Source organism: Erwinia sp. MYb375, assembly GCF_037479175.1.
In the GTDB taxonomy this organism is placed as follows: Bacteria; Pseudomonadota; Gammaproteobacteria; order Enterobacterales; family Enterobacteriaceae; genus Erwinia; species Erwinia rhapontici.
The window spans coordinates 192,252-212,021 of the sequence record NZ_JBBGZS010000023.1 but is presented as its reverse complement, the minus strand read 5'-3'; the positions used below and the strand labels follow the sequence as shown (position 1 = coordinate 212,021).

The window sequence follows — 19,770 nt, the reverse complement described above, 5'->3', positions numbered from 1 at the left end:
AGGCAGGCGGCAAGAGAATGAATCCCCAGGAGCTTAGATAACTAAGTGACTGGGGTGAATGAATGCAGCCAACGCATCTGCGGCTTGAAGTATGACGGGTAAGTTACTGTAGGCTGCCGAAATGGAAGGCCTTAGATTCCAGATATTCTTCGATGCCGTAGCGTGACCCTTCGCGGCCAACACCCGATAATTTAATCCCACCAAACGGTGCTACTTCCAGCGAAACCGATCCGGTATTAAACCCAACCATGCCAAACTCCAGCGCCTCTCCTACGCGCCAGGCACGACGAATATCTTCGGTGAAGAAATAAGCCCCCAGACCGAAGGGGGTGTCATTCGCCATCGCAATCGCTTCGTCTTCAGTATCGAAGATAAACAGCGGTGCGACCGGGCCAAAGGTCTCTTCATGAGCAATACGCATCGCGCTGGTGACGTCACCCAGTACCGTTGGCATCACAAACGTGCCGTTCCCGTTGCTGATGCCCCCCGCCAGCAGTTCTGCTCCGTGGCTGAGGGCATCTTCAATATGGCTGTTGACCTTAGTGACTGCGGCCTGGTTGATCAGCGGCCCGATGGTGCTGCCTTCGGTGAATCCGTCGGCGACTTTCAGTTTCGCCACCTCGGCCAGCAGACGCTCGGCAAAACGCGGATAGATATTGCGCTGCACCAGGATGCGGTTGGCGCAGACACAGGTCTGCCCGGCATTGCGGAATTTACTCATCATTACGCCGCTGATGGCGATATCCAGATCCGCATCATCAAAGACGATCAGCGGGGCATTGCCCCCCAGCTCCAGGCTCAGACGTTTAATGCTGTCGGCGCTCTGCTGCATCAGCAGCTGACCAATACGGGTTGACCCGGTGAAGGAGATCTTACGTACCGTGCGGCTGCCCGTCAGGGTTTCCCCGATGGCTTTCGGCAGCCCGGTGACAATCTGCAATACGCCTGCGGGAATACCTGCTCGCTGGGCCAGTTCCACCAGGGCAAGCGCCGAGAGCGGCGTCAGCTCTGAGGGTTTAACAATGATCGGGCAGCCTGCGGCCAGCGCCGGGGCCACTTTGCGGGTGATCATGGCAATCGGGAAGTTCCATGGCGTAATCGCCGCCGCCACGCCGACAGGTTGTTTCAGCACGAGGATACGGCGGTCATCGCTCGGTGCCGGGATGGTGTCGCCGTAGATGCGGCGGGCTTCTTCGGCAAACCATTTAACGAATCCTGCACCGTACAGCACTTCCCCTCTGGCTTCCGCCAGCGGTTTGCCCTGCTCGGCGGTCATGATAATCGCCAGGTCGTCGGCGTTGTCGAGGATCAGCTGATGCCACTTTTCCAGCAGCAGTGCGCGCTGCGCATTCGGTGTTTTCGCCCAGCTTTTGCGGGCCGCATCGGCAAAGGCAATCGCCTGTTCGGTTTCCTCAGCACCCAGTGACGGAATGGTACAGAGCACATCGCCAGTGGAGGGATTGATCACCGGCAGGGTTTCACCATTAAATGCGTCCTGCCACTGTCCGTTAAAATAAGCCTGCTGGCGCAGCAGAGTGGCATCCTGTAAACGTTGTGCGAGCATAGCGTCTCCTTAATAAGTTCATTTCACTTTAGCGGAGGAGGCGCAGGCAATGCTGCGTTATCGTTTGGGCCGATGCGTGGTGGCGCGTGTTTTGCTGCGGGAAACGAAATTTTATGCCGTTGAGGTTATCAGGCCTGGTTTGTACGCCAGCGTCGCGGTCGATCATTTTTTCCGATCGTTTAAAACCACCCTGGCATTGAGATTAGGCGTAAGGGTCGAACACTGAGGGATCCCCTGCAATATTAATGGCTGGCAGTCTGGCTTCAGGTCCGGGGCCAGTTTGAGCACGCCGGATCGGCAACGACCGCATCCCTGCGTGCCTCGGCACGCGCAGCGGGAAAGCGAAACGCCCTTGACGTTGACCTGGTCGTTAAGCCCCTTACAGGACGACCGAAAAAGAGAGTCCGCCACTACGGATTAATCTCAGCATTATCAATTAATCAACAACACGCTTAATTTCAGCGTTATCGCCACGCTGAATATATTCACTATCATCCGTCGTGTAACTGGTATCGGTTTGGTTGTAGTGCGATATCCATAACAGCCATTTTTTTTCGATACAATTAGCACCAGGTTTTAGACTGTCAAAACAGCGCAAATCATTGTCGCTGGCCCTGTGCTGCAGAAACTGAAACCCATCACCTACTTCGCTAACTAACACGGTCCACGAGTATTTACTACCAATAAAGGGCAAGTTATATTTTTCTTTCAATAACTCTTTATTTTCCAGACACCATGCAACCCTCCCTCTATCAGTCATTGGAAAATTCTCCACAAAAAGGTAAACCTGACTACCTTCCCGTACGAAACTGACAATTTTCACTGGCCTGAGAAACAGGAACAACAGGAGAAAGAAAATGATAAGCAACGAGAACACTAAAACCGATTTTATTACTCGCTGATTTTTCCCCATTTTCTCTACTATGCCCATATCTGTTTCCTTCTGACAGGATGCACGAAAATGGCCCAACGACGAAAATCGTCATATCAGGCCAGATATAATATCAACCGAATAGCTGCTTTCTGCTATCCAGACAAGACCGCTTTATCTCTTAACACGTCTAATTTCAGCATTAACGCCACGCTGGATATATCTTTCGTCATCCGTATGGTAGCTGGTATCGGTTTCGTTATAGTGTGATATCCATAACAGCCATTTTTTCTCGATACAATTAGCAGCAGGTTTCAGGCTGTCAAAACAAATAAGGTCGTTGTCGCTGGCCCTGTTGCTCAGAAACTGAAACCCATCACCGGCTTCACCAATTAACACCTGCCACGGATATTTACCGCCGATAAAGGGCATGTTGTACTTTTCCTTTAACACGTCTTTATTCTCTTCCCACCATGCAATTCTCGCTTTAGCGGTGCTTGGGAAGTTAGCCACAAAAAAATAACCCTCATTCCATTCGCGGACAGTACTGACAATTTTCACTGGCCTGAGAAAAAAATACAGTATGATAACAGTGGTTACCAAAATGATAGTAGCCGGCACGACTTTTTCAAAACGTTGCCGACTCGTCTTTATTTTTGAATTAATCATAGCAACTCCTGTTATTTCTTAACCGACCGACGTATCCTTGCTGTCAGTCGGTTAATCGCGATAAATTTAATCAGCAACACGCTTAATTTCAGCATTCTCACCACGCTGAATATATTCACTATCATCCGTAGTGTATCTGGTCTCGACTTGATTGAAGTGCGATATCCATAACAGCCATTTTTTTCGGCACAATTGGCGCCAGGTTTCAGACTGTCAAAACAAATAAGATCGTTATCACTGGCCCTGTGCTGCAGAAATTGAAAACCATCGCCAACCTCACCAATTAATACCGACCACGGGTATTTACTGCCAATAAAAGGCACATTATACTTTTCTATCAAAAACGCTTTATTATCCTGCCACCATGCAACTCTCCCTTTATCCATCATGGGGAAATGCTCCACAAAAAGGTAAATACGATTTCCTTCCCGTACAAAACTGACAATATTGACCGGGCGTTGAAACTAGGAAAACACATATACACCCGCGATTAAAACCAGCAATAGATAATATTTTTTCATCATCCCAGACCATAGATAACAGTAACCGACCGATCGACATATACTTGCTATCGATCGGTTAACAGCGATAAATTTAATCAGCAACACGCTTAATTTTAGCGTTATCGCCACGCTGAATATATTTGCTATCACCCGTAAGGAAGCTGGTATCGGTTTGGTTATAGTGTGATATCCATAATAGCCACTTTTTTTCGGCACAATTGGCGCCAGGCTTCAGACTGTCAAAACAAAGATAATCATCGGCTTTGTCTGTTTTCGGCCGAAATTGAAAACCCTCGCCTGCCTCACCAATTAACACCATCCACCGCTTATCACTGCCAATAAACGGCATGTTATATTTTTCTTTTAATAACTCTTTATTATCCTGCCACCATGCAATTCTCGCTTTAGCCGTCATGGGAAAGTTATCCACAAAAAAGTAACCCTCATTCCATTCGCGGACAGTACTGACAATTTTTACTGGCCTGAGGAAAAAATACAGTATGATAAGAGCGGCAACCAAAATGACAGTAGCCGGCACTATTTTTTCAAAACGTTGCCGACTCGTCTTTATTTTTGAATTAATCATAGCGATTACCTGTAATAGTGATGGTAGCGTTCATCTCTGTAATAAAGGGCTTAAATGAATACTTATCATAATGTTGCAGTAAAAACCAGATACGAAAAATTCTAAACTGCCTGTAAACCGGATTTAAAACATCTTTGGAATCCAGTCCAAAATGGTCCTGAGACCGATAATGTATTGTAGCAGAGTAGTTATCACCTTCGATCACAAGAGACTTTAACGTAATATTGGTTGCCCATACATCATGAACACTGATAGTGAGTGAGTTGATTCTATCCACCCACTTATTGAATTTTGGTAAAACCATCTTAGCCATCTTTGTGGAAAACCAGGATTTATTTTTACTATCATAACGCCCAACCTCCCAGTTGATATAATTCGACAAAGTGTCCTTAATAATCAAAAGTGAGCTCTCTCTTGATGAGTCGCTTACTATCTGCTCCTTATACGCACTATCTAACAAGTGGCTACTAAATACCTTGCCATTACCTGTCTGCATATGAGTAATTAACTTCTCGATCAGGCCGCGATAAGGACCAATAAATGAAAACACCCTCGATAACTCGCGAAACTCATCAAATAAAATATCCGATCGTTCTTTCACTGAAAGCGGTTGTGATGCCCACTGATTAAAGAGAGTGAAACGCGATGCGGTAATCCTCTCACCCGTGTAAGGATTTACCCTTGCGGAAACGTCCCTTAGCTTGAAATCGGTTTTCAGACGAGATTCTGACACGTCGCCATAGCGCATATCATCGGCACTGTATTCATCCATGCGGTTTGCGGATGTAAACAGACGATAAGGAAGAGAAATGGCAGGCTGCTTAAACAGCGTGTTGGGATCAAACGATTGTTCTGACACAGAGCAACTCCTTTTGCTTTACCCCTTCATCATGTAGGGGAATAGAGAAGCGCCTAATATAGCCTGGTTTTTCCGTAAATTTTCATGCTGCACAATAAATCAGATTTTACACCAGTCGGCATTCTTACTGCCGTTGAGAGTGGCGCAGGGCGTGCCCGTACAAGACAAGTTGGGCGATCACCACCATTCCACCCGCCAGCCCGAACGTCAGTCGCATCCCGTGGGATGATGCGAGATGAGGAGCAAAATCACCGTACCGTGTGGCTGCGGCATATACCGCCGCCATCAAGGCCGCACCGGCAATAAACCCCAGGTTTCGGCCCAGATTCATCAACCCGGAAACCAGACCGCGCCGTGCCGGGTCGGCCCCTTTCAGTAAGGCCGTATTATTCGCCGCCTGAAACAGCGCATAACCCGCCGTCAGCAGCATCAGGCCCGCCACATAACCCGCAATACCGGCGCCGGGCGGCAACAAAGCCAGTAACAGGCAGCCGCCCGCCACCGCGGCTAACCCGATTAACGTCGTGGACTGCGCCCCAAGACGATCCACCAGACGCCCGGCAGGCACACCGCTGAAGGCGGCCACCAGTGGCCCCACCGCCATCACCAGCCCGGTCTGGCGCGGGGAAAGCTGCAATCCATGGCTCAGATAGAAGGGCCCGACAACAAAGGTCGTCATCATCACCATGGCAACCGCCATACTCAGCAGCAGGCCGCGTACCAGAACCGCCTGACGCAGCAGCGACAGCAGCGATCCACGGGGCATGGCGGCATCCGGCGCGCCAGAAGACGGCAGGAAATGCTGCACCATTCCCCATACGATCAGCCCAAGCGGCAGGTTAATCACAAACAGCGCCTGCCAGCCGAAACCCGCAATCAGCAGGCCACCCAGCGCCGGCCCCAGCGCCGTGCCGATGGCAGAGACAGTCCCCAGCAGCCCCATTGCCCGGCCGGTGCGTTCAGCGGGCAACACCTGGATCGCCAGCGCCAGCGTATTCGCCATCATCATCGCGCCGCCCAGGCCTTGCAGAATGCGGGCAGCAATCAGCCAGCCGATATGCGTTGCCAACCCACAGCCCAGCGATGCCACACTGAACAGCAGCACGCCGTAGCCCAGCAGCCGCTGGCGACCAAAACGATCGCCCAGCCACCCCATCGCCAGCACGGAAGCCGTCACCGCCAGCAGATACGCCAGCACCACCCACTGTATTTGTGAAAAAGAGGCAGCAAACGCCGCCGCCAGCGTCGGCAGACCGACGTTCGCAATACTGCTGCCCATTGAGGAGATCAACATACTAAAGGCCAGCGCATAAAGCGGGCCGGAGGAAGAACGGGGAAGAGATGAGGTCATGGCTTAAGCTCCCGGATAGAATGTACCCGGAGCTTAGGCCGTCAGCCGATAAGGCGGAAGACGCAGGGGTGTCAGTATATAGCTGCACCCAACGCCATGTCAGAATCAGATCTGGAAGTCGATCACCGGTTCTTCTTCGTTTAGCGACAATGCCTGGCGTTTGATCTCTTCCAGCGACAGGTTCGCATTACAGAGCTCCAGGAACTGCCAGACAAAATTACGCTGCAACTGGCCGCGTTTCAGCCCCAGCCAGACGGTATTAGACTCGAACAGATGGCGCGCTTCGAGCCGCGTCAACGGCGAATGCTCATCCAGCTGGCAGGCCTGATCGGCCAGCACACCCACACCGAGGCCCAGCTCAACGTAGGTTTTCACCACGTCCGAGTCCTGCGCACTCAGTACGATATCCGGCTTCAGACTGGCGGCGTGGAACGCACGGTCAACTTTCGAACGCCCGGTGATCCCCTGGCGATAGGTGATCAACGGATAACGGCTCAGCGCCGCCAGCGTCAGCGGTTGCTGCTGCTCCAGCTCGTGCCCTTTCGGCACCAGCAGCGCATGGTGCCAGCTGAACCACGGGAAGGCAGCCAGCGCCGGGTTGTTAACCACCTGCTCACTGGCGATGCCGATATCGGCCTCGCCCGCCACCAGCATGGAGACAATCTCCTGGGGGGATCCCTGATTCAGCTCCAGACGCACATTCGGATAGAGCGAACGGAAAGCTTTAATCACTTTCGGCAGGCTGTAGCGCGCCTGAGTATGGGTGGTGGCTATCGTCAGCACGCCGCTGGATTCGTTGGTGAACACATCGGCCAGGCGACGCACTTTACCCGCTTCATCAAGAATACGTTCTGCAATGGTCAGCAGCGCTTTGCCCGGTTCGGTCATCCCCAGCAGGCGTTTACCCCGGCGGATAAAAATCTCGACCCCAAGTTCATCTTCCAAATCCCGTATATGGCGGCTGACCCCAGACTGGGAGGTAAACAGCGCATTCGCCACTTCGGTAAGATTAAACTCGCAGCGTGCTGCTTCCTTAATGATTTTAAGTTGCTGAAAATTCACGCGCGCTCCTCCCTCTGTTATCTGTTGGTTTCCTTCATGTTAAGGACGCACATTGATAGCAACAAATAATAAAAAGAGGTTTTATATGCTTTTTAGCGATAAGGGAGGCGAAGCGGGAGGAAGTGAGGCGCGCGATGGCGCGCCCGGCACAAAGGCATTTAACTGACCAGCATCAGTTCGCGATCTTCCGTCACTGGATTATTCAGCAGCGACAACAGAATGTTTTTGACCGCCTGCGCGGACGGTGACATGGGCAGCGTGGCAGAGACATTTAATGACAGCGGCAGGTTCAGCGCAGGGCTGGTGATGCGCGCCATCCAGGCATTGGTTGAACTCACCAGCGCACGCGCGGCAGACTCTGGCAGCACGGTCGCGCCCATGCCGCTGGAGACGGCGGCGGTCAGCGTAGCGATAGATTCAATTTCACCGATGATGCGTGCGCTGAGGCGACGCAGAGAGAATGCTTCGTCCACACGTTTACGTACGGCGCTGTAATCACGCGGCAGGAACAGATTCATCTCTGCCACATCGGTCAGGTCGATAGTCTGCCCCGGACAGGCGCTGGCACCCACCAGATACAGTTCTTCTTTCATCAGGGGAATGCTGGTGATACCCGCGGCCGGTGAACGGTCATACAACACCGCCATATCCAGTTGCCCACTTATCACTTTTTCGTTTAATGACGCGCCGCTGTTCTCATGCAGATACACCAGCACATCCGGAAATTGTTCGCGCACGGTTTGCAGCAAAGGCATGGTCAGCGAAGAGGCGGCGGTCCCCGGCGCCAGGCCGATGGAAACCTGCCCTGCCAGTGCCTGCCCGGCGTTGATCACCGCCGTCTGCGCCTGTTCACACTGACGCAGGATAGTGCGGGCGTGGGCATAGAGGATCTTACCCGCGTCGGTCGGCGTAACGCCGCGTTTGGTGCGGATCAGCAACTGCTGGTCAAGTTCGTTTTCCAGTGTTGCCACCTGCTGGCTGAGAGCTGGCTGTGCAATATGCAGGACTTCTGCCGCCTGAGTCAGGCTGCCGATGTCGACGATTTTTACGAAATACTTCAGTCGTCTTAAGTTCATTTTGCCTCCGTCACGGTTCCCCGAGTGCCAGTAATGCTGGCGTCTGTAATAAGTTTTCATTCTGACCCGAGGGTAATTGCAAGGGGCGTGCCAGAATTTTCCTAATGGTGACAAGGCGTCCGGGATGTGGGCTAACAGGCGGTAAAATAAGAGAATCTGATTACGGGTACTGGGATGATGCGTACGCAGGAGGTCTGGCAGGTCAGATCCCTTTCCAGGGGTTGCACGCGGATGGTGCAGGAAATGCGTTGAGGATGTGCAGGGAATTAATGGAAAAGGCGGACCTGAATTCTGGCCCGCCCGGTCCCACCCGAATTAACGCTTACTACGGTTGCGGTACATATCAATCGATACCGCGGCAACAATAATCATCCCTTTGATGATGTCCTGGATGTAGGCATCAACACCCACGAAGGTAAAGCCGCTCTTGATCAGGCCGAGGATCACCGCACCAATCAGCGTGCCGGTAATACGCCCTACCCCACCCATCAGGCTGGAACCGCCGATCACCGCCGCGGCAATGGCATCCAGCTCGTAGCCCAGGCCCATACTTGACTGGCCGCTACTCACACGCGCCGCCAACACCACACCCGCCAGGCCAGACAGACCGCCTGCGATGGTGTAAACGATGATCAGGTATTTATTAACGTTGATACCGGAGACTTTCGCCGACACCATGTTGCCGCCGATGGCGTAAACATACTTACCGTAGCGGGTATGTTTCAGCGCGATATGGAAGATCACCGCCACCACCAGGAAGATAATCACCGGCATTGCACCCTGACCAATCGACGTAAAGCCATCGGACAGGAAGCTGATGGGGTTACCCTGAGTGTAATACTGTGCCAGACCACGCGCCGATACCATCATCCCCAGCGTGGCGATAAACGGCGGAATACCGGTTTTAGTGATCAGCACGCCGTTGACGATACCGCACAGCAGACCGACCCCGATCCCGGCGCTAATCGGCAGCGCGGCGGGCATATCCACCAGCGAGGGGAACATCGGTGACAGGCTTTCAGAGGTTTGCGCCAGACTGGCGGCAACCACCGCCGTCAATGCAATCACCGAACCGGACGACAGGTCAATCCCCGTGGTAATAATGACCTGAGTCACCCCGACCGCAATGATACCGATAATCGCGACCTGAAGAACAATCAGCACCAGGCGGTTCGGGTTCATCAGGAATGACTGATCGCGAACATACCAGCCGAAGGCCTCAAATATCAGCGCGATGCCGACCATCACCACAAAAATACCGGTATCTTTAGGCAGTTTGCCTTTCAGATTACTAAAGAACGACGGTGTCTCAGCTGACTGTTGCGTTGTCATTTTCACATCACTCATGTTTGTTTACCTCACGCCCTTACTCGGACGCCAACGACAATATGGTTTCCTGGTCGGCTTCTTCTTTATTGAGGATGCCGGTAATACGTCCTCCGTGCATCACCATCACGCGGTCACTCATGCCAATAATTTACGGCAGTTCAGAGGACACCATGATGATGGCAACGCCACGGCTCGCCAGTTCGCTGATCAAACGGTAGATTTCCGCTTTTGCGCCGACGTCGATACCACGGGTAGGTTCGTCAAGAATCAGAATCTTCGGTTGTGCCAGCAGCCAGCGGGCAATTAATACCTTTTGCTGATTACCGCCACTGAGGTTGTTTATGATCTGGTCCATGGTTGGCGTCTTGATATTCAGACGCTTGATCTGTTCCAGACAGTCTTTCGCCATATTGGCATGATTGACGAAGCCGCCTTTGGCGCTGTAGTCAGTCATTTTGACGATACTCATGTTTTCCATCACCGACAGCACCAGGAACAGGCCTGACTTTTTACGGTCTTCGGTCAGGAACGCCAGTCCTTTATCAATCGCACTGGCCGGTGAATCAATTTTGGTCGGCACACCATCAATCAGGATCTCTCCACTGTCTATTGATGTCATACCAAACAGACTTTCCATCACTTCACTGCGTCCGGCACCCACCAGACCCGCCACCCCAAGGATCTCCCCGCGACGTACGCTAAAGCTCACATCGTGGAACACATCCTTACGCGTCAGGCTGCGTACCGTCAGAACATCTTCGCCAATATTGCTGTCTGTTTTTGGGAACAACTGGGTCAGTTCACGCCCCACCATCTGGGTGATCAGCGACTGTCGCGTATAGCTCGATGTCTCATTGCTCGCCACCCAGGTGCCGTCACGGAATACGCTGACTTCATCGGTAATCGCAAAGATCTCATCCATTTTATGGCTGATATAGATGATGGCTTTGCCCTGCTCACGCAGGTCGCGAATGATGGTGAACAGATGCGCCACTTCGGTTTCCGTCAGGGCTGAGGTCGGTTCATCCATAATCACGATGTCTGAGTTCCAGGAAACCGCTTTGGCGATCTCCACCATCTGCTGGGAGGCGATACTGAGATCGCCCACCATCTGATCGGGACGCAGACGAATATTCAGCTTAACCAGCAGATCTTTGGTTAAACGGTTGAGCTTACCGTGGTCAACGAAGCCGAATTTCATCGGCTCGCGACCCAGCCAGATATTTTCGGCGACCGTCATATGCGGTACCAGATTAAGCTCCTGGTGAATCATGGAAATTCCCGAACGCAGTGCATCCAGCGTGTCGGTAAACTGCACAGGTTGCCCTTTAATACGAATCTGCCCCTCATCGGGACGATAAATCCCGATGAGGCACTTCATTAAAGTGGATTTACCTGCGCCATTCTCACCCATCAGAGCATGCACCGTTCCCGGCTTGATACGGAATGAGACGTTGCTTAACGCCTTCACACCCGGGAAGAATTTGCTGATGCCTTCGGCTTCAAGCGCATATGCGGTCATTTAACTACCTCCGTACTACAAGTTCAGCGAAAGTTATTTCAGGTTTTTACTCGTAAAGTCTGTGTAGTTATCTTTTGTAATCAACTGATAAGGGATAAACACATTTTTCTGAACTTGTTCGCCTTTAGCCAGTTTTACGGCCGTTTGTACAGCACCCGCACCTTGGCCTTTCGCATCCTGGAATACGGTAGCAACCATTTTTCCGTTTTTGATCATCTGCAGGGCATCGGGTGTACCATCAACGCCCGCGATCAGGATTTTCTTCTCGTTTTTACCTAACGCCTGCAATGCTCCGATAGCCATTTCATCGTTGTTTGAGGCGATGGCCTGGATGTCATCACCCGCTGTCAGCCAGTTACTCACCACATCTACCGCATCATTACGGGTAAATTTCGCCGTCTGCTTCTGAACGACTTTCAGACCCGGATATTTTGCGACAACCGCTTCAACACCTTTGGTACGGTCACGTGTAGCTTCGTTGGCCAGGTCACCCAGAAGAATGGCGACGTTGCCTTTATAATCCAGACGCTTTGCCAGCGCTTCCATCTGCAGACGACCCGCCAGCTCGGAGTCAGAACCTACATAGGCCATTTTGCCCGTCAGTTCAGTTGCGGGTTTACGGTTAACAAACACCAGTGGAATACCGGCTTTAGAGGTCAGGTCAACAATCGGTTTCACCGCATTGGTATCCACCGGGTTAATGATGATCGCGTCAACGCCCTGACCGATAAAGTTTTGCACCTGTTGCAACTGCTGGGCGACGTCACCTTTGGCGTCTTCAATCTGGCCTTTCACGCCTTCCGTTTTCATTTCATTAGTGATTGAGTTACGGACAATCGTTAAAAAGTTGTCATCAAACAATGCCATAGAGACGCCAACTTGCAGTTCTTTGGCAAAGCTGGTAACAGGTAACATGCAGACTAACAGTGACGCTAAAATTGTTTTTTTCACGTTCATGTCCAGGCCCTTATTATCGTTAGCTTGCGAAGGTGACGGATTCTGCGAATGAAAAATTTCTTTTACATTCACACACCCTCACCGACGGCTTTATTAAAGTGTAGGGGGTGACTATCTCGGGTAAAACTATCTTTCTTATTACTGTGTATCGGGACCTACTTTTACTCTTTACAACAACACGTTATGTACAACCCACTGTTTCTTTTTCTTTCATCCCCGTCTACGTTACCGCAGAGCAGTTTTTTTGTTTCATAATAACGCTAATTGAAACTTTCACTATGAAAGCATCGAAACGCATGTTTTAAAATCAGCAAATAACAAAAATTTGACACACCTCTAACATCGGCCAGCTAATCGCAACAAAGTGAGATCTGGCGCAGAGATTGAAGATTGTCCAATCAAGATAAAAAACCCTCACGCTGCTGCTTTTGCCAGCAAACGCACCAACAGAGTGGAATCGGCCTTTGACATTTCGCGGACACGCCGTTAACATGCGCCCCGTTCACACGATTCCTCTGTAGTTCAGTCGGTAGAACGGCGGACTGTTAATCCGTATGTCACTGGTTCGAGTCCAGTCAGAGGAGCCAAATTAGAGAAGCCCGCTTAAGGAAACTTAAGCGGGCTTTTTGCTGTTTGTGTGATTGGTGAATCTCTGACAGGCTCAGATTTTATCCATCAAATAACGATGCGCTTTGGATGCCGTGCTGGCGGCCTTGAAAATATAGCGTTTGTCGTTTTTCAGTGCTTTCAGCCAGGAAGCGACATAGCTTTCATGCTGCACCTCTCCTCCAGCAATCCCCAAATCTGCCATCAGGAACGCGCTTCCCCACTCGGCGAGCAACGCCTCATTTACTGATAGCGATAAGCCTGGTATAGAATTACACATCGATAAATGCACTATGAATCGTCACAGAGTCAACTTTATGTCTATCGGACTTTCAGCAGAATCCCTGCGGGGGATTACTCACTTTGTCATTACGGCGAAATCGAGCAGCTTCACTGAGGCCGCGGAGCAGCTGGGCATTACCAAATCGGCCGTTGGTAAAAGTGTGGCCCGGCTTGAGGAGAGGCTGGGAACGCGTCTTTTTCACCGCTCAACGCGTAAACTGAGCCTGACGAGTGATGGAGAGGCTTACCTGATCAGCTGCGTCTCGGCGCTTGAAATTCTCGACTCTGCCGAGAACACGCTCAGCAGACGACAGGAAAATCCCGCCGGGACGGTGCGTATTGATATGCCGGCGTCTTTCGGACGGAATCTGATGATGCCGGTACTGATTGAGATGATGACCCGCTACCCGGCCCTGCGGCTGGCGCTAACGTTCAATGACCGTCTTATTGACCCGGTAGAGGAAGGCGTTGACCTGGTGCTGCGGCTGGGAGAGCTACAGAGCACCGATGAGCTGATCGCCCGTCGCCTGAGCCGACAGCGGCTTATCCTGTGCGCCTCTCCGGCCTATCTTGAACAGAACGGCCTGCCTGTCGATATGGAGGATTTGAAAAGCCATTACTGCATTATGGGCTACCGTCGGGGCGCGCCCCTTGCCTGGCGGCTGCGAAAGGCCGGGGAGCGCGAAGTGAAATTTATCTCCGCCGCAGCGCATCAGATAAGCGACGGAGATGCCATGATTCAGGCCTGTCTGGCTGGCGTGGGGATCGCTCAGTTTCCTGAGTCTATGGTTAACAGCCATATCGCCGCAGGCAGCCTGATCTCCCTGATGGCAGACCATGCCCCTATACCGGTTGAGTTGAACGTCATCTGGCCCCGAACAAGGCACCTCATACCCAGAGTTCGCCTCATCGTTGACGAACTGCTGAAAAAGGCCGAAGAAGGCTATTTCGGCACGCTGAGGTAGACTTTTTGTCGCCACTGAGGCGATATCAGGGCTGTTTATCGCCTTTTAGCAAACTTATATCCTTATCGTCCCGCTGCTTTTGTTGCCTTACGGGCTGAAACCTTTCCCGTAAGGCGGAGCAGTTCAGACGTAAAACATAGTCTTACTGACAGGATATTTGTTATGCCATTAGCTCTCTGGGCGCTGGCGATAGGTGCATTCGGTATCGGAACCACTGAATTCATCATTGCCGGACTGCTCCCCGTCATTGCCGTTGATTTTAACGTTACCATCCCCGTTGCCGGCTATCTGGCGACCTCCTATGCGCTGGGCGTCTTCGTCGGCGCACCGGCTCTGATTATTTTGGGTTCAAAAGTGCCGCGTAAAGCCATGCTGGTATTCCTGATGCTGCTTTTCGTGGCCGGGAATATGGTAACGGCGTTTGCTCCCACGCTGGGTATTGCCATTCTGGGCAGAATTATCACGTCCATGACGCACGGTGCCTTCTTTGGCATAGGTTCGATTATTGCCGCCGATATGGTTGCACCGTCTAAGCGCGTGAGGGCCATTGCGTTCATGTTCATGGGGCTGACTGTCGCAAATCTTATCGGCGTACCCACTGGTACCTGGATTGGTCAACACCTCTCATGGCGCGATGCTTTTATGGCTATAGCCGTGATAGGGGTTATAACGGTTATCAGCATCGGAATGCTCGTCCCCCACCAACCCAGCGCACAAAATCAGAGATTTGCGCATGAGTTTAACGCCTTTCGAAACGTCAACGTGCTGCTGGCAATGGGCATTACTGTTTTCGGGCCGGGCGCATTCTTTACGTCAATTACCTACATCGCACCGATGATGACGGAGTTGGCAGGATACAGTGAAAGCAGCCTCGCATGGCTGATGCTGCTGTTCGGACTTGGATTGTTTACGGGCAACCAGCTTGGTGGCCGATATGCTGACCGCGCCCTGATGCCGATGCTCTATATCACTCTGGCTGCTCAGGCCGTCGTGTTACTGCTATTCAACTTTACAGCGCACAGCCAGGTTATGTCAGCTGTCTGCATTTTCCTGATGGCTGCGTTTGGATTTGCGACAGTTTCCCCCATCCAGAAACTGGTGATGGATAAAGCACGGGCAGCAGGTGCCCCCACGCTGGCTGCTGCGGTTAACATCGGTCTTTTCAACCTCGGTAATGCCGTGGGAGCCTGGCTGGGTGGCGCGGTGATTACTGCGGGGTTCGGTCTGCAATCGCCAAACTGGGCGGGAGCTATATTGTCTGTTATTGCACTGATACTTGCCGTGTTGTCTGGTCTTACCGATAAAACCGGGCACGCCGCAGAGCTGAATTAGACGCTATGATGACTGGCCAGTGAGAAAGCCATCTGAATCATTCACTGGCCACAACAGTTAACGCAGGATTTCACTTATCAGGTGAAGTAGCGTCCGCTTCTGGCGCGAAGCGGTCAGGTTGAAGGACCGTAAGGTCTGTTATGAGCGAAAAGCGGACAATCTGAATTGATACTATTTTATTGCAGTCGTTGTGATGAGAGCTTTAAATAGTGTATAAAAACAGCGTCTTATTTCACATGAGGGAAGAGAATGATCACTTGTCACGTCAGATATATTATTGATCCCTATCAGTTAAGTGATTTCGAGAATTATGCTTCAAATTGGATAGAAATTGTGGAGTCTATGGGTGGTATCCATCATGGATACTTCCTCCCATCGGAAGGTGCAAATAACATAGCCTACTGTTTGTTTAGCTTTGATAGTCTGGCGCAGTATGAAGAATACAGAGTAGCCATTTTAAGTAAGGCTGAATGTGTCAAACTTTTCGATGAAGCTAACCAAAAAAAGTTCATCCTTAGCTACGAGCGCAGTTTCATGAAGCCGTTACTGTCTGATAAGCAGCATTAACCTGTTATAAAATGCTGTGAAATAAATAGACGAGCTGAGAAGAGTGAATCTGCACAACTCAGATAATGTCCGCTTTTGGCACAAAGCGGACCGAGGCCGGTAGCAGGTCTGCTGTGAGCGAGAAGCGGACATGGAGTCAGGAACAGAAGCGGCACTGGTGTGCTTGAATTTAAAAAATTCAGGAGTTAGCGGCCATACCACGAACTCCTGTCCTGAATGATGGATGTGTTAAGCCCTCTCTGAGTGCCCGGTAAATACTTACATAAAGATTATACGTGATACCTGTACACCAAAATCAGCATCCGGATTGGTCCTGCTGTCGCCGGCCCGCTCCTGAAATATAGCGGCTGCAAGATCCCTTCTTGTGGCCAGACGAGATACCTCAGCTGTTGCCAGAGCGGCGGATATCTCATCGTAATGCAGATCTGTGCAGTAAACCGGAGACCCCGGCTGCTGACGCCAGGATTCTGCCAGGCTGCCGGCATTATAGGCATCAAAGCCGGTATCACTGACCAGTTTCATAATCAGTTCGCGATGCTCCTTGTTATCACCAGCCACGGGAATGGCGATGCGGCCCTCTGCGCCTGCTGACTTGCCTTTGGCTGCAAAAGATCCGGAGCCAATCGCATTCCATGCTTTAATAACAGGCCGGCCTAACTGCTTCTCAACCCACTGGCTTTCCACCTGACCGCCTTCAATTGCGTCAATTTTCTGATCCCGGTGCGGATAATAATTAGATGTGTCAGCCACGATGACGTCAGAAGGCAGATTTACGATAAGCGGCGAAATCTCAGGGATCCGCGAAAGCGGTACTGAAAGTATTAACACATCAACGTCGCTGACGGCTTGTTCAGCCTTGACAGGCAGAGCACCGGTTTCCAGTGTGTCGGCCTCGATCGTTTCAGGACCACGTGAGTTAGCGACCTTTACGTTGTGTCCTGCGGCTGCCAGTTTACGTGCCAGGGTTTTACCTATGTGGCCTGTGCCAAGGATACCTATGCTGAGAGGGGATGACTGGTTCATCGTTTTCTCCTGAATGAGTGTTTGCTTTCGGAGTCATCACGCACACACAGAAATCGTGACGTCTCTGAAATGGAAATCCGGTAGTTTAATGCCGGCAGGTCCTTCGTCGGGACCTGTCATCATTTACTTAAAAAGCTGGGGCCGATTGCGTTAAGCCGTCACTTCTCTGTTGCGTGCGATAACTTCTTCATGCGCGAAGTGGGCATCGGGGGTCATAAATACCTTTATCAGCTCATCACGGTTTTTCGGGGCGCGGGCTGCATCTGCTGCTGAAAGGGCTTTTTTGAGTTCATTTATATCCAGTTCAGTGCAGTAGGCTGGTGTACCGGGCTGCTGACGCCAGGATTCGCTCAGGGGACCGGCATCAAGCGCATCAAAGCCGGTTTCGCTGACCAGCTTAAGCACAACGGCTTTTGCCCGGGCATCATCTCCGGCAACGGGCAGCGCAATGCGCCCAGGCGCGCCGGACGGTAAACCTTTATCAGCCAGTGTGGCGGCTAAGGCTGCATTCCAGGCTTTTACAAGTTGTCGTCCAGTTTGCTCGCTCGCCCATACAGACTCCGGTTTGCCATTATCAACTTCAGCAATAGCACTGTCCCGGAAGGGATAGTAGTTAGAGGTATCAATAACCACGACACTCTCCGGTACCTGGCTGAACAGGTTTGCCAGGCCGCGATGCTTTTCAAAAGGAATGGCAAGAATAATCGCGTCGACGTCTTTTACCGCCTCTTCACGCGTAACGGCGGTTGCGCCCACTTTACGAGCCAGGTCACGGATGCTGTCTGGTCCTCTGGAGTTGGCGAGCTTTATTTCATGTCCGCCAGCGGAGAGTTTTCCAGCCAGGGTTGCGCCAATGTTTCCTGCGCCAATGATGCCAATTTTCATAATCAACTCCTTGCTTACAGTATATTTATACGCCGCCTGGTGAGATGCAGGGTGAGACAGAGCATTCAGCGTGTCGCGCAACTGAGCCAGCCCTTCTTCGCTGAGCCGACAGGCGGTTTTGATTTTGTCGGTGATACACCAGAGTTCCTCTTGCAGGGCATCTCCGGCCTCGGTCAGGGTGACGAGGACCCGACGCTCATCAGCAGGATCGCGCGTGCGCTTAACCTTGCCGGAAGCCTCCAGGCGCTTTAGAAGAGGCGTGATGGTTCCCGTGTCCATATCGAGTTTGTTCCCTAACTCTCCCACTGCCCGTGGTGTGCCACAGAACAGTTCAAGCATCACAAGATACTGGGGAAACGTCAGGCCCAGCGGGTCGAGAAACGGCTTATGGAGCCGGTTCATGCGGTTTGCGGCTCCGTAAAGGGCAAACGATAGTTGTTTTCCAATTTCCATATTTTCTTTGGGTTTCATGTTTCGTAATCTCTTGCGCCTTATTATCTAGTGCACTAGATAAAATGTTAGCCGTTCCTGCTCAATTACGAAAGGTTTCAGTATGGGTAATTTGTGCGGTAATTCAGTTTAGCTGCCCAGCAGAAGAGATGTGATGGCTTTGCAAAGTGAGGGCAGGACCTATTACTCACCTTTGCTTAATATACCTTAGCGTCAGTAACACCCGCTCCTGGCACACAGCACGCTGTCAGAGCTCTTTGGACACAATCTCGCTTCGAGCCGAATTTTTGATGCGTGTTCTGGATACCCTTCCCTTGCAGAGAACATCGTATAATGATTGATCTCACAAAATGCACAATGGTATCCATAAGGTCTCATGATCGAAACCCGGCTTCTTGTCCAGTTCATTGCCGTTGCAGAAGAATTACACTTCAACCGCGCCGCGCAGCGACTCCATATGGCGCAGCCCCCCCTGAGCCAGGCGATCCGCAGGCTGGAGCAGGAAATGGGGGTTTCGCTGTTTGAGCGCACCAATCGCAGCGTGTCGCTGACGCCTGCTGGAGAAGACTTTCTCGAATCCGCCAGAGAGGTATTGCGTATTCTTGACGAAGGCGTTGATAAAAGCCGCCGTGTGTCACAGGGGATTGAAGGCCATCTCATCCTCACCTTTATCAACATTACACATTATGGCCCCCTGCTACGCGCCCTCAGGAACTTTCGTGCTGCCTTCCCTGCCGTCTCTTTCACGATGAATGAGGCCACGACGCAAGAACAGGTTGATGCCCTTGAGCAAGGACGCGCCGACCTGGGATTTATGCGGCCGCCAGGCAGAACCTCACCTGGCCTGCGTTTCGACGCCATATTGCGCGAACCTGTCATGATCGCTTTGCCTGCTGAACACCGCCTTGCAGGCTGCGAGAGCATCCCACTGGCAGCACTTCAATGTGACCACTTCGTTTCAGCCCCCCGCCACCTGGGCCAGGGTTTTCATGACCAGCTTGTGCAGCTTTGCGAAGCGGCTGGATTCACACCTCACATTGCACAGCAGGCCCGGCAATTGCAGACACTCGTTGCACTGGTTGCCAGCGGCTTCGGCGTCGCGCTGTTACCCGCCTCACTGGCGCAGGAGCCACGGAAGGACGTGATATTCCGGCCACTTGAGGTCGATGCGCCGGCCGAACTCCAGCACGTTGAACTGTTAATGGGATGGAATGAGCACTCACCTTCTCTCATCCGGGACAAACTCATCGAAGAAATACGCAATGCAATGCCGCCAGGCTTTGATTAAGACTATTTAGGTCTTATTAGACT

General features: G+C 51.7%; 17 protein-coding genes, 1 tRNA gene and 2 pseudogenes. 5 read left to right on the top strand and 15 right to left on the bottom strand.

The annotated features are described in order from the left end of the window. Positions 1–103: 103 nt before the first annotated feature. From WH279_RS13985 to WH279_RS13930, 12 genes and pseudogenes are all read right to left on the bottom strand, one after another. Positions 104–1,564, bottom strand: a complete 1,461-nt coding sequence (locus WH279_RS13985) for an NAD-dependent succinate-semialdehyde dehydrogenase (protein ID WP_339457358.1) — start codon at positions 1,562–1,564, stop codon at positions 104–106. A gap of 436 nt (positions 1,565–2,000) precedes the next feature. Then, positions 2,001–2,495 carry a DUF943 family protein gene (locus WH279_RS13980; RefSeq protein WP_339457356.1) on the bottom strand — a complete coding sequence of 165 codons (495 nt, stop codon included), beginning with the start codon at positions 2,493–2,495 and terminating at the stop codon, positions 2,001–2,003. 114 nt (positions 2,496–2,609) lie between these two features. Then, the gene (locus tag WH279_RS13975; RefSeq protein WP_339457354.1) at positions 2,610–3,104 is read right to left on the bottom strand and encodes a DUF943 family protein; all 495 of its coding nucleotides are present in this window, start codon (positions 3,102–3,104) and stop codon (positions 2,610–2,612) included. A gap of 11 nt (positions 3,105–3,115) precedes the next feature. Next, on the bottom strand, positions 3,116–3,550 hold the full coding sequence (locus WH279_RS13970) for a DUF943 family protein (RefSeq protein WP_339458701.1): 435 nt from the start codon (positions 3,548–3,550) through the stop codon (positions 3,116–3,118). 148 nt (positions 3,551–3,698) lie between these two features. Continuing rightward, positions 3,699–4,193, bottom strand: a complete 495-nt coding sequence (locus tag WH279_RS13965; RefSeq protein WP_200643976.1) for a DUF943 family protein — start codon at positions 4,191–4,193, stop codon at positions 3,699–3,701. Beyond that, positions 4,186–5,052: a YPO3983 family protein gene (locus tag WH279_RS13960; protein WP_339457352.1), complete on the bottom strand. Its 867-nt coding sequence runs from the start codon at positions 5,050–5,052 to the stop codon at positions 4,186–4,188. The genes WH279_RS13965 and WH279_RS13960 overlap by 8 nt, the downstream gene beginning before the upstream one ends. Before the next feature lie 124 nt (positions 5,053–5,176). Continuing rightward, positions 5,177–6,403, bottom strand: a complete 1,227-nt coding sequence (locus WH279_RS13955; protein WP_339457351.1) for an MFS transporter — start codon at positions 6,401–6,403, stop codon at positions 5,177–5,179. A gap of 105 nt (positions 6,404–6,508) precedes the next feature. Next, entirely contained in the window at positions 6,509–7,465 is a 957-nt protein-coding gene (gene cbl / locus WH279_RS13950; RefSeq protein ID WP_133843238.1) for an HTH-type transcriptional regulator Cbl, read from the bottom strand. Positions 7,466–7,623: 158 nt separating this feature from the next. Continuing rightward, entirely contained in the window at positions 7,624–8,541 is a 918-nt protein-coding gene (nac, locus tag WH279_RS13945) for a nitrogen assimilation transcriptional regulator NAC (protein ID WP_339457346.1), read from the bottom strand. A 315-nt stretch (positions 8,542–8,856) separates the two neighbouring features. Then, positions 8,857–9,888, bottom strand: coding sequence for an ABC transporter permease (locus tag WH279_RS13940; RefSeq protein ID WP_167864487.1), 1,032 nt, complete (start codon positions 9,886–9,888; stop codon positions 8,857–8,859). Positions 9,889–9,907: 19 nt separating this feature from the next. Beyond that, a pseudogene (locus WH279_RS13935) lies at positions 9,908–11,392 on the bottom strand (sugar ABC transporter ATP-binding protein). A 33-nt stretch (positions 11,393–11,425) separates the two neighbouring features. Continuing rightward, on the bottom strand, positions 11,426–12,349 hold the full coding sequence (locus WH279_RS13930; RefSeq protein ID WP_339457343.1) for a sugar ABC transporter substrate-binding protein: 924 nt from the start codon (positions 12,347–12,349) through the stop codon (positions 11,426–11,428). Positions 12,350–12,860: 511 nt separating this feature from the next. Between WH279_RS13930 and WH279_RS13925 the strand changes: the two genes are divergently transcribed. Continuing rightward, positions 12,861–12,936: transfer RNA gene (locus WH279_RS13925), tRNA-Asn, on the top strand. Positions 12,937–13,010: 74 nt separating this feature from the next. Here WH279_RS13925 and WH279_RS13920 read toward each other — a convergent pair. Then, a pseudogene (locus tag WH279_RS13920) lies at positions 13,011–13,196 on the bottom strand (zincin-like metallopeptidase domain-containing protein); the annotation flags it as partial. A gap of 76 nt (positions 13,197–13,272) precedes the next feature. Here WH279_RS13920 and WH279_RS13915 point away from each other — a divergent pair. The 3 genes from WH279_RS13915 (at position 13,273) to WH279_RS13905 (ending at position 16,101) form a co-directional block, all read left to right on the top strand. After that, complete coding sequence (locus WH279_RS13915; protein WP_339457341.1) at positions 13,273–14,202, top strand: LysR family transcriptional regulator; 930 nt, start codon at positions 13,273–13,275, stop codon at positions 14,200–14,202. 162 nt (positions 14,203–14,364) lie between these two features. Next, positions 14,365–15,534, top strand: coding sequence for an MFS transporter (locus WH279_RS13910; RefSeq protein ID WP_339457339.1), 1,170 nt, complete (start codon positions 14,365–14,367; stop codon positions 15,532–15,534). A 249-nt stretch (positions 15,535–15,783) separates the two neighbouring features. After that, positions 15,784–16,101 (top strand): NIPSNAP family protein, encoded by a 318-nt coding sequence (locus WH279_RS13905; RefSeq protein ID WP_339457338.1) that lies wholly within the window; start codon positions 15,784–15,786, stop codon positions 16,099–16,101. Positions 16,102–16,359: 258 nt separating this feature from the next. Here WH279_RS13905 and WH279_RS13900 read toward each other — a convergent pair whose 3' ends face one another. Continuing rightward, positions 16,360–17,124: an NADPH-dependent F420 reductase gene (locus WH279_RS13900; protein WP_339457337.1), complete on the bottom strand. Its 765-nt coding sequence runs from the start codon at positions 17,122–17,124 to the stop codon at positions 16,360–16,362. A gap of 150 nt (positions 17,125–17,274) precedes the next feature. After that, a complete protein-coding gene (locus WH279_RS13895) occupies positions 17,275–18,480 on the bottom strand; it encodes an NAD(P)-binding domain-containing protein (RefSeq protein ID WP_339457336.1) in 1,206 nt (401 codons plus the stop codon). Positions 18,481–18,835: 355 nt separating this feature from the next. Between WH279_RS13895 and WH279_RS13890 the strand changes: the two genes are divergently transcribed. After that, complete coding sequence (locus WH279_RS13890) at positions 18,836–19,747, top strand: LysR substrate-binding domain-containing protein (RefSeq protein ID WP_339457335.1); 912 nt, start codon at positions 18,836–18,838, stop codon at positions 19,745–19,747. Positions 19,748–19,770: the final 23 nt, after the last annotated feature.

Excerpts from the sequence above, each read along its gene's own strand:
- WH279_RS13905 (WP_339457338.1), top strand. The coding sequence starts at position 15,784 with ATGATCACTTGTCACGTCAGATATATTATTGATCCCTATCAGTTAAGT.
- WH279_RS13965 (WP_200643976.1), bottom strand. The coding sequence starts at position 4,193 with ATGATTAATTCAAAAATAAAGACGAGTCGGCAACGTTTTGAAAAAATA.
- WH279_RS13975 (WP_339457354.1), bottom strand. The coding sequence starts at position 3,104 with ATGATTAATTCAAAAATAAAGACGAGTCGGCAACGTTTTGAAAAAGTC.
- WH279_RS13985 (WP_339457358.1), bottom strand. The coding sequence starts at position 1,564 with ATGCTCGCACAACGTTTACAGGATGCCACTCTGCTGCGCCAGCAGGCT.
- WH279_RS13890 (WP_339457335.1), top strand. The coding sequence starts at position 18,836 with ATGATCGAAACCCGGCTTCTTGTCCAGTTCATTGCCGTTGCAGAAGAA.
- WH279_RS13980 (WP_339457356.1), bottom strand. The coding sequence starts at position 2,495 with ATGGGCATAGTAGAGAAAATGGGGAAAAATCAGCGAGTAATAAAATCG.
- nac (WP_339457346.1), bottom strand. The coding sequence starts at position 8,541 with ATGAACTTAAGACGACTGAAGTATTTCGTAAAAATCGTCGACATCGGC.
- WH279_RS13915 (WP_339457341.1), top strand. The coding sequence starts at position 13,273 with ATGTCTATCGGACTTTCAGCAGAATCCCTGCGGGGGATTACTCACTTT.
- WH279_RS13900 (WP_339457337.1), bottom strand. The coding sequence starts at position 17,124 with ATGAACCAGTCATCCCCTCTCAGCATAGGTATCCTTGGCACAGGCCAC.
- WH279_RS13910 (WP_339457339.1), top strand. The coding sequence starts at position 14,365 with ATGCCATTAGCTCTCTGGGCGCTGGCGATAGGTGCATTCGGTATCGGA.
- WH279_RS13940 (WP_167864487.1), bottom strand. The coding sequence starts at position 9,888 with ATGAGTGATGTGAAAATGACAACGCAACAGTCAGCTGAGACACCGTCG.
- WH279_RS13895 (WP_339457336.1), bottom strand. The coding sequence starts at position 18,480 with ATGAAACCCAAAGAAAATATGGAAATTGGAAAACAACTATCGTTTGCC.
- WH279_RS13955 (WP_339457351.1), bottom strand. The coding sequence starts at position 6,403 with ATGACCTCATCTCTTCCCCGTTCTTCCTCCGGCCCGCTTTATGCGCTG.
- WH279_RS13930 (WP_339457343.1), bottom strand. The coding sequence starts at position 12,349 with ATGAACGTGAAAAAAACAATTTTAGCGTCACTGTTAGTCTGCATGTTA.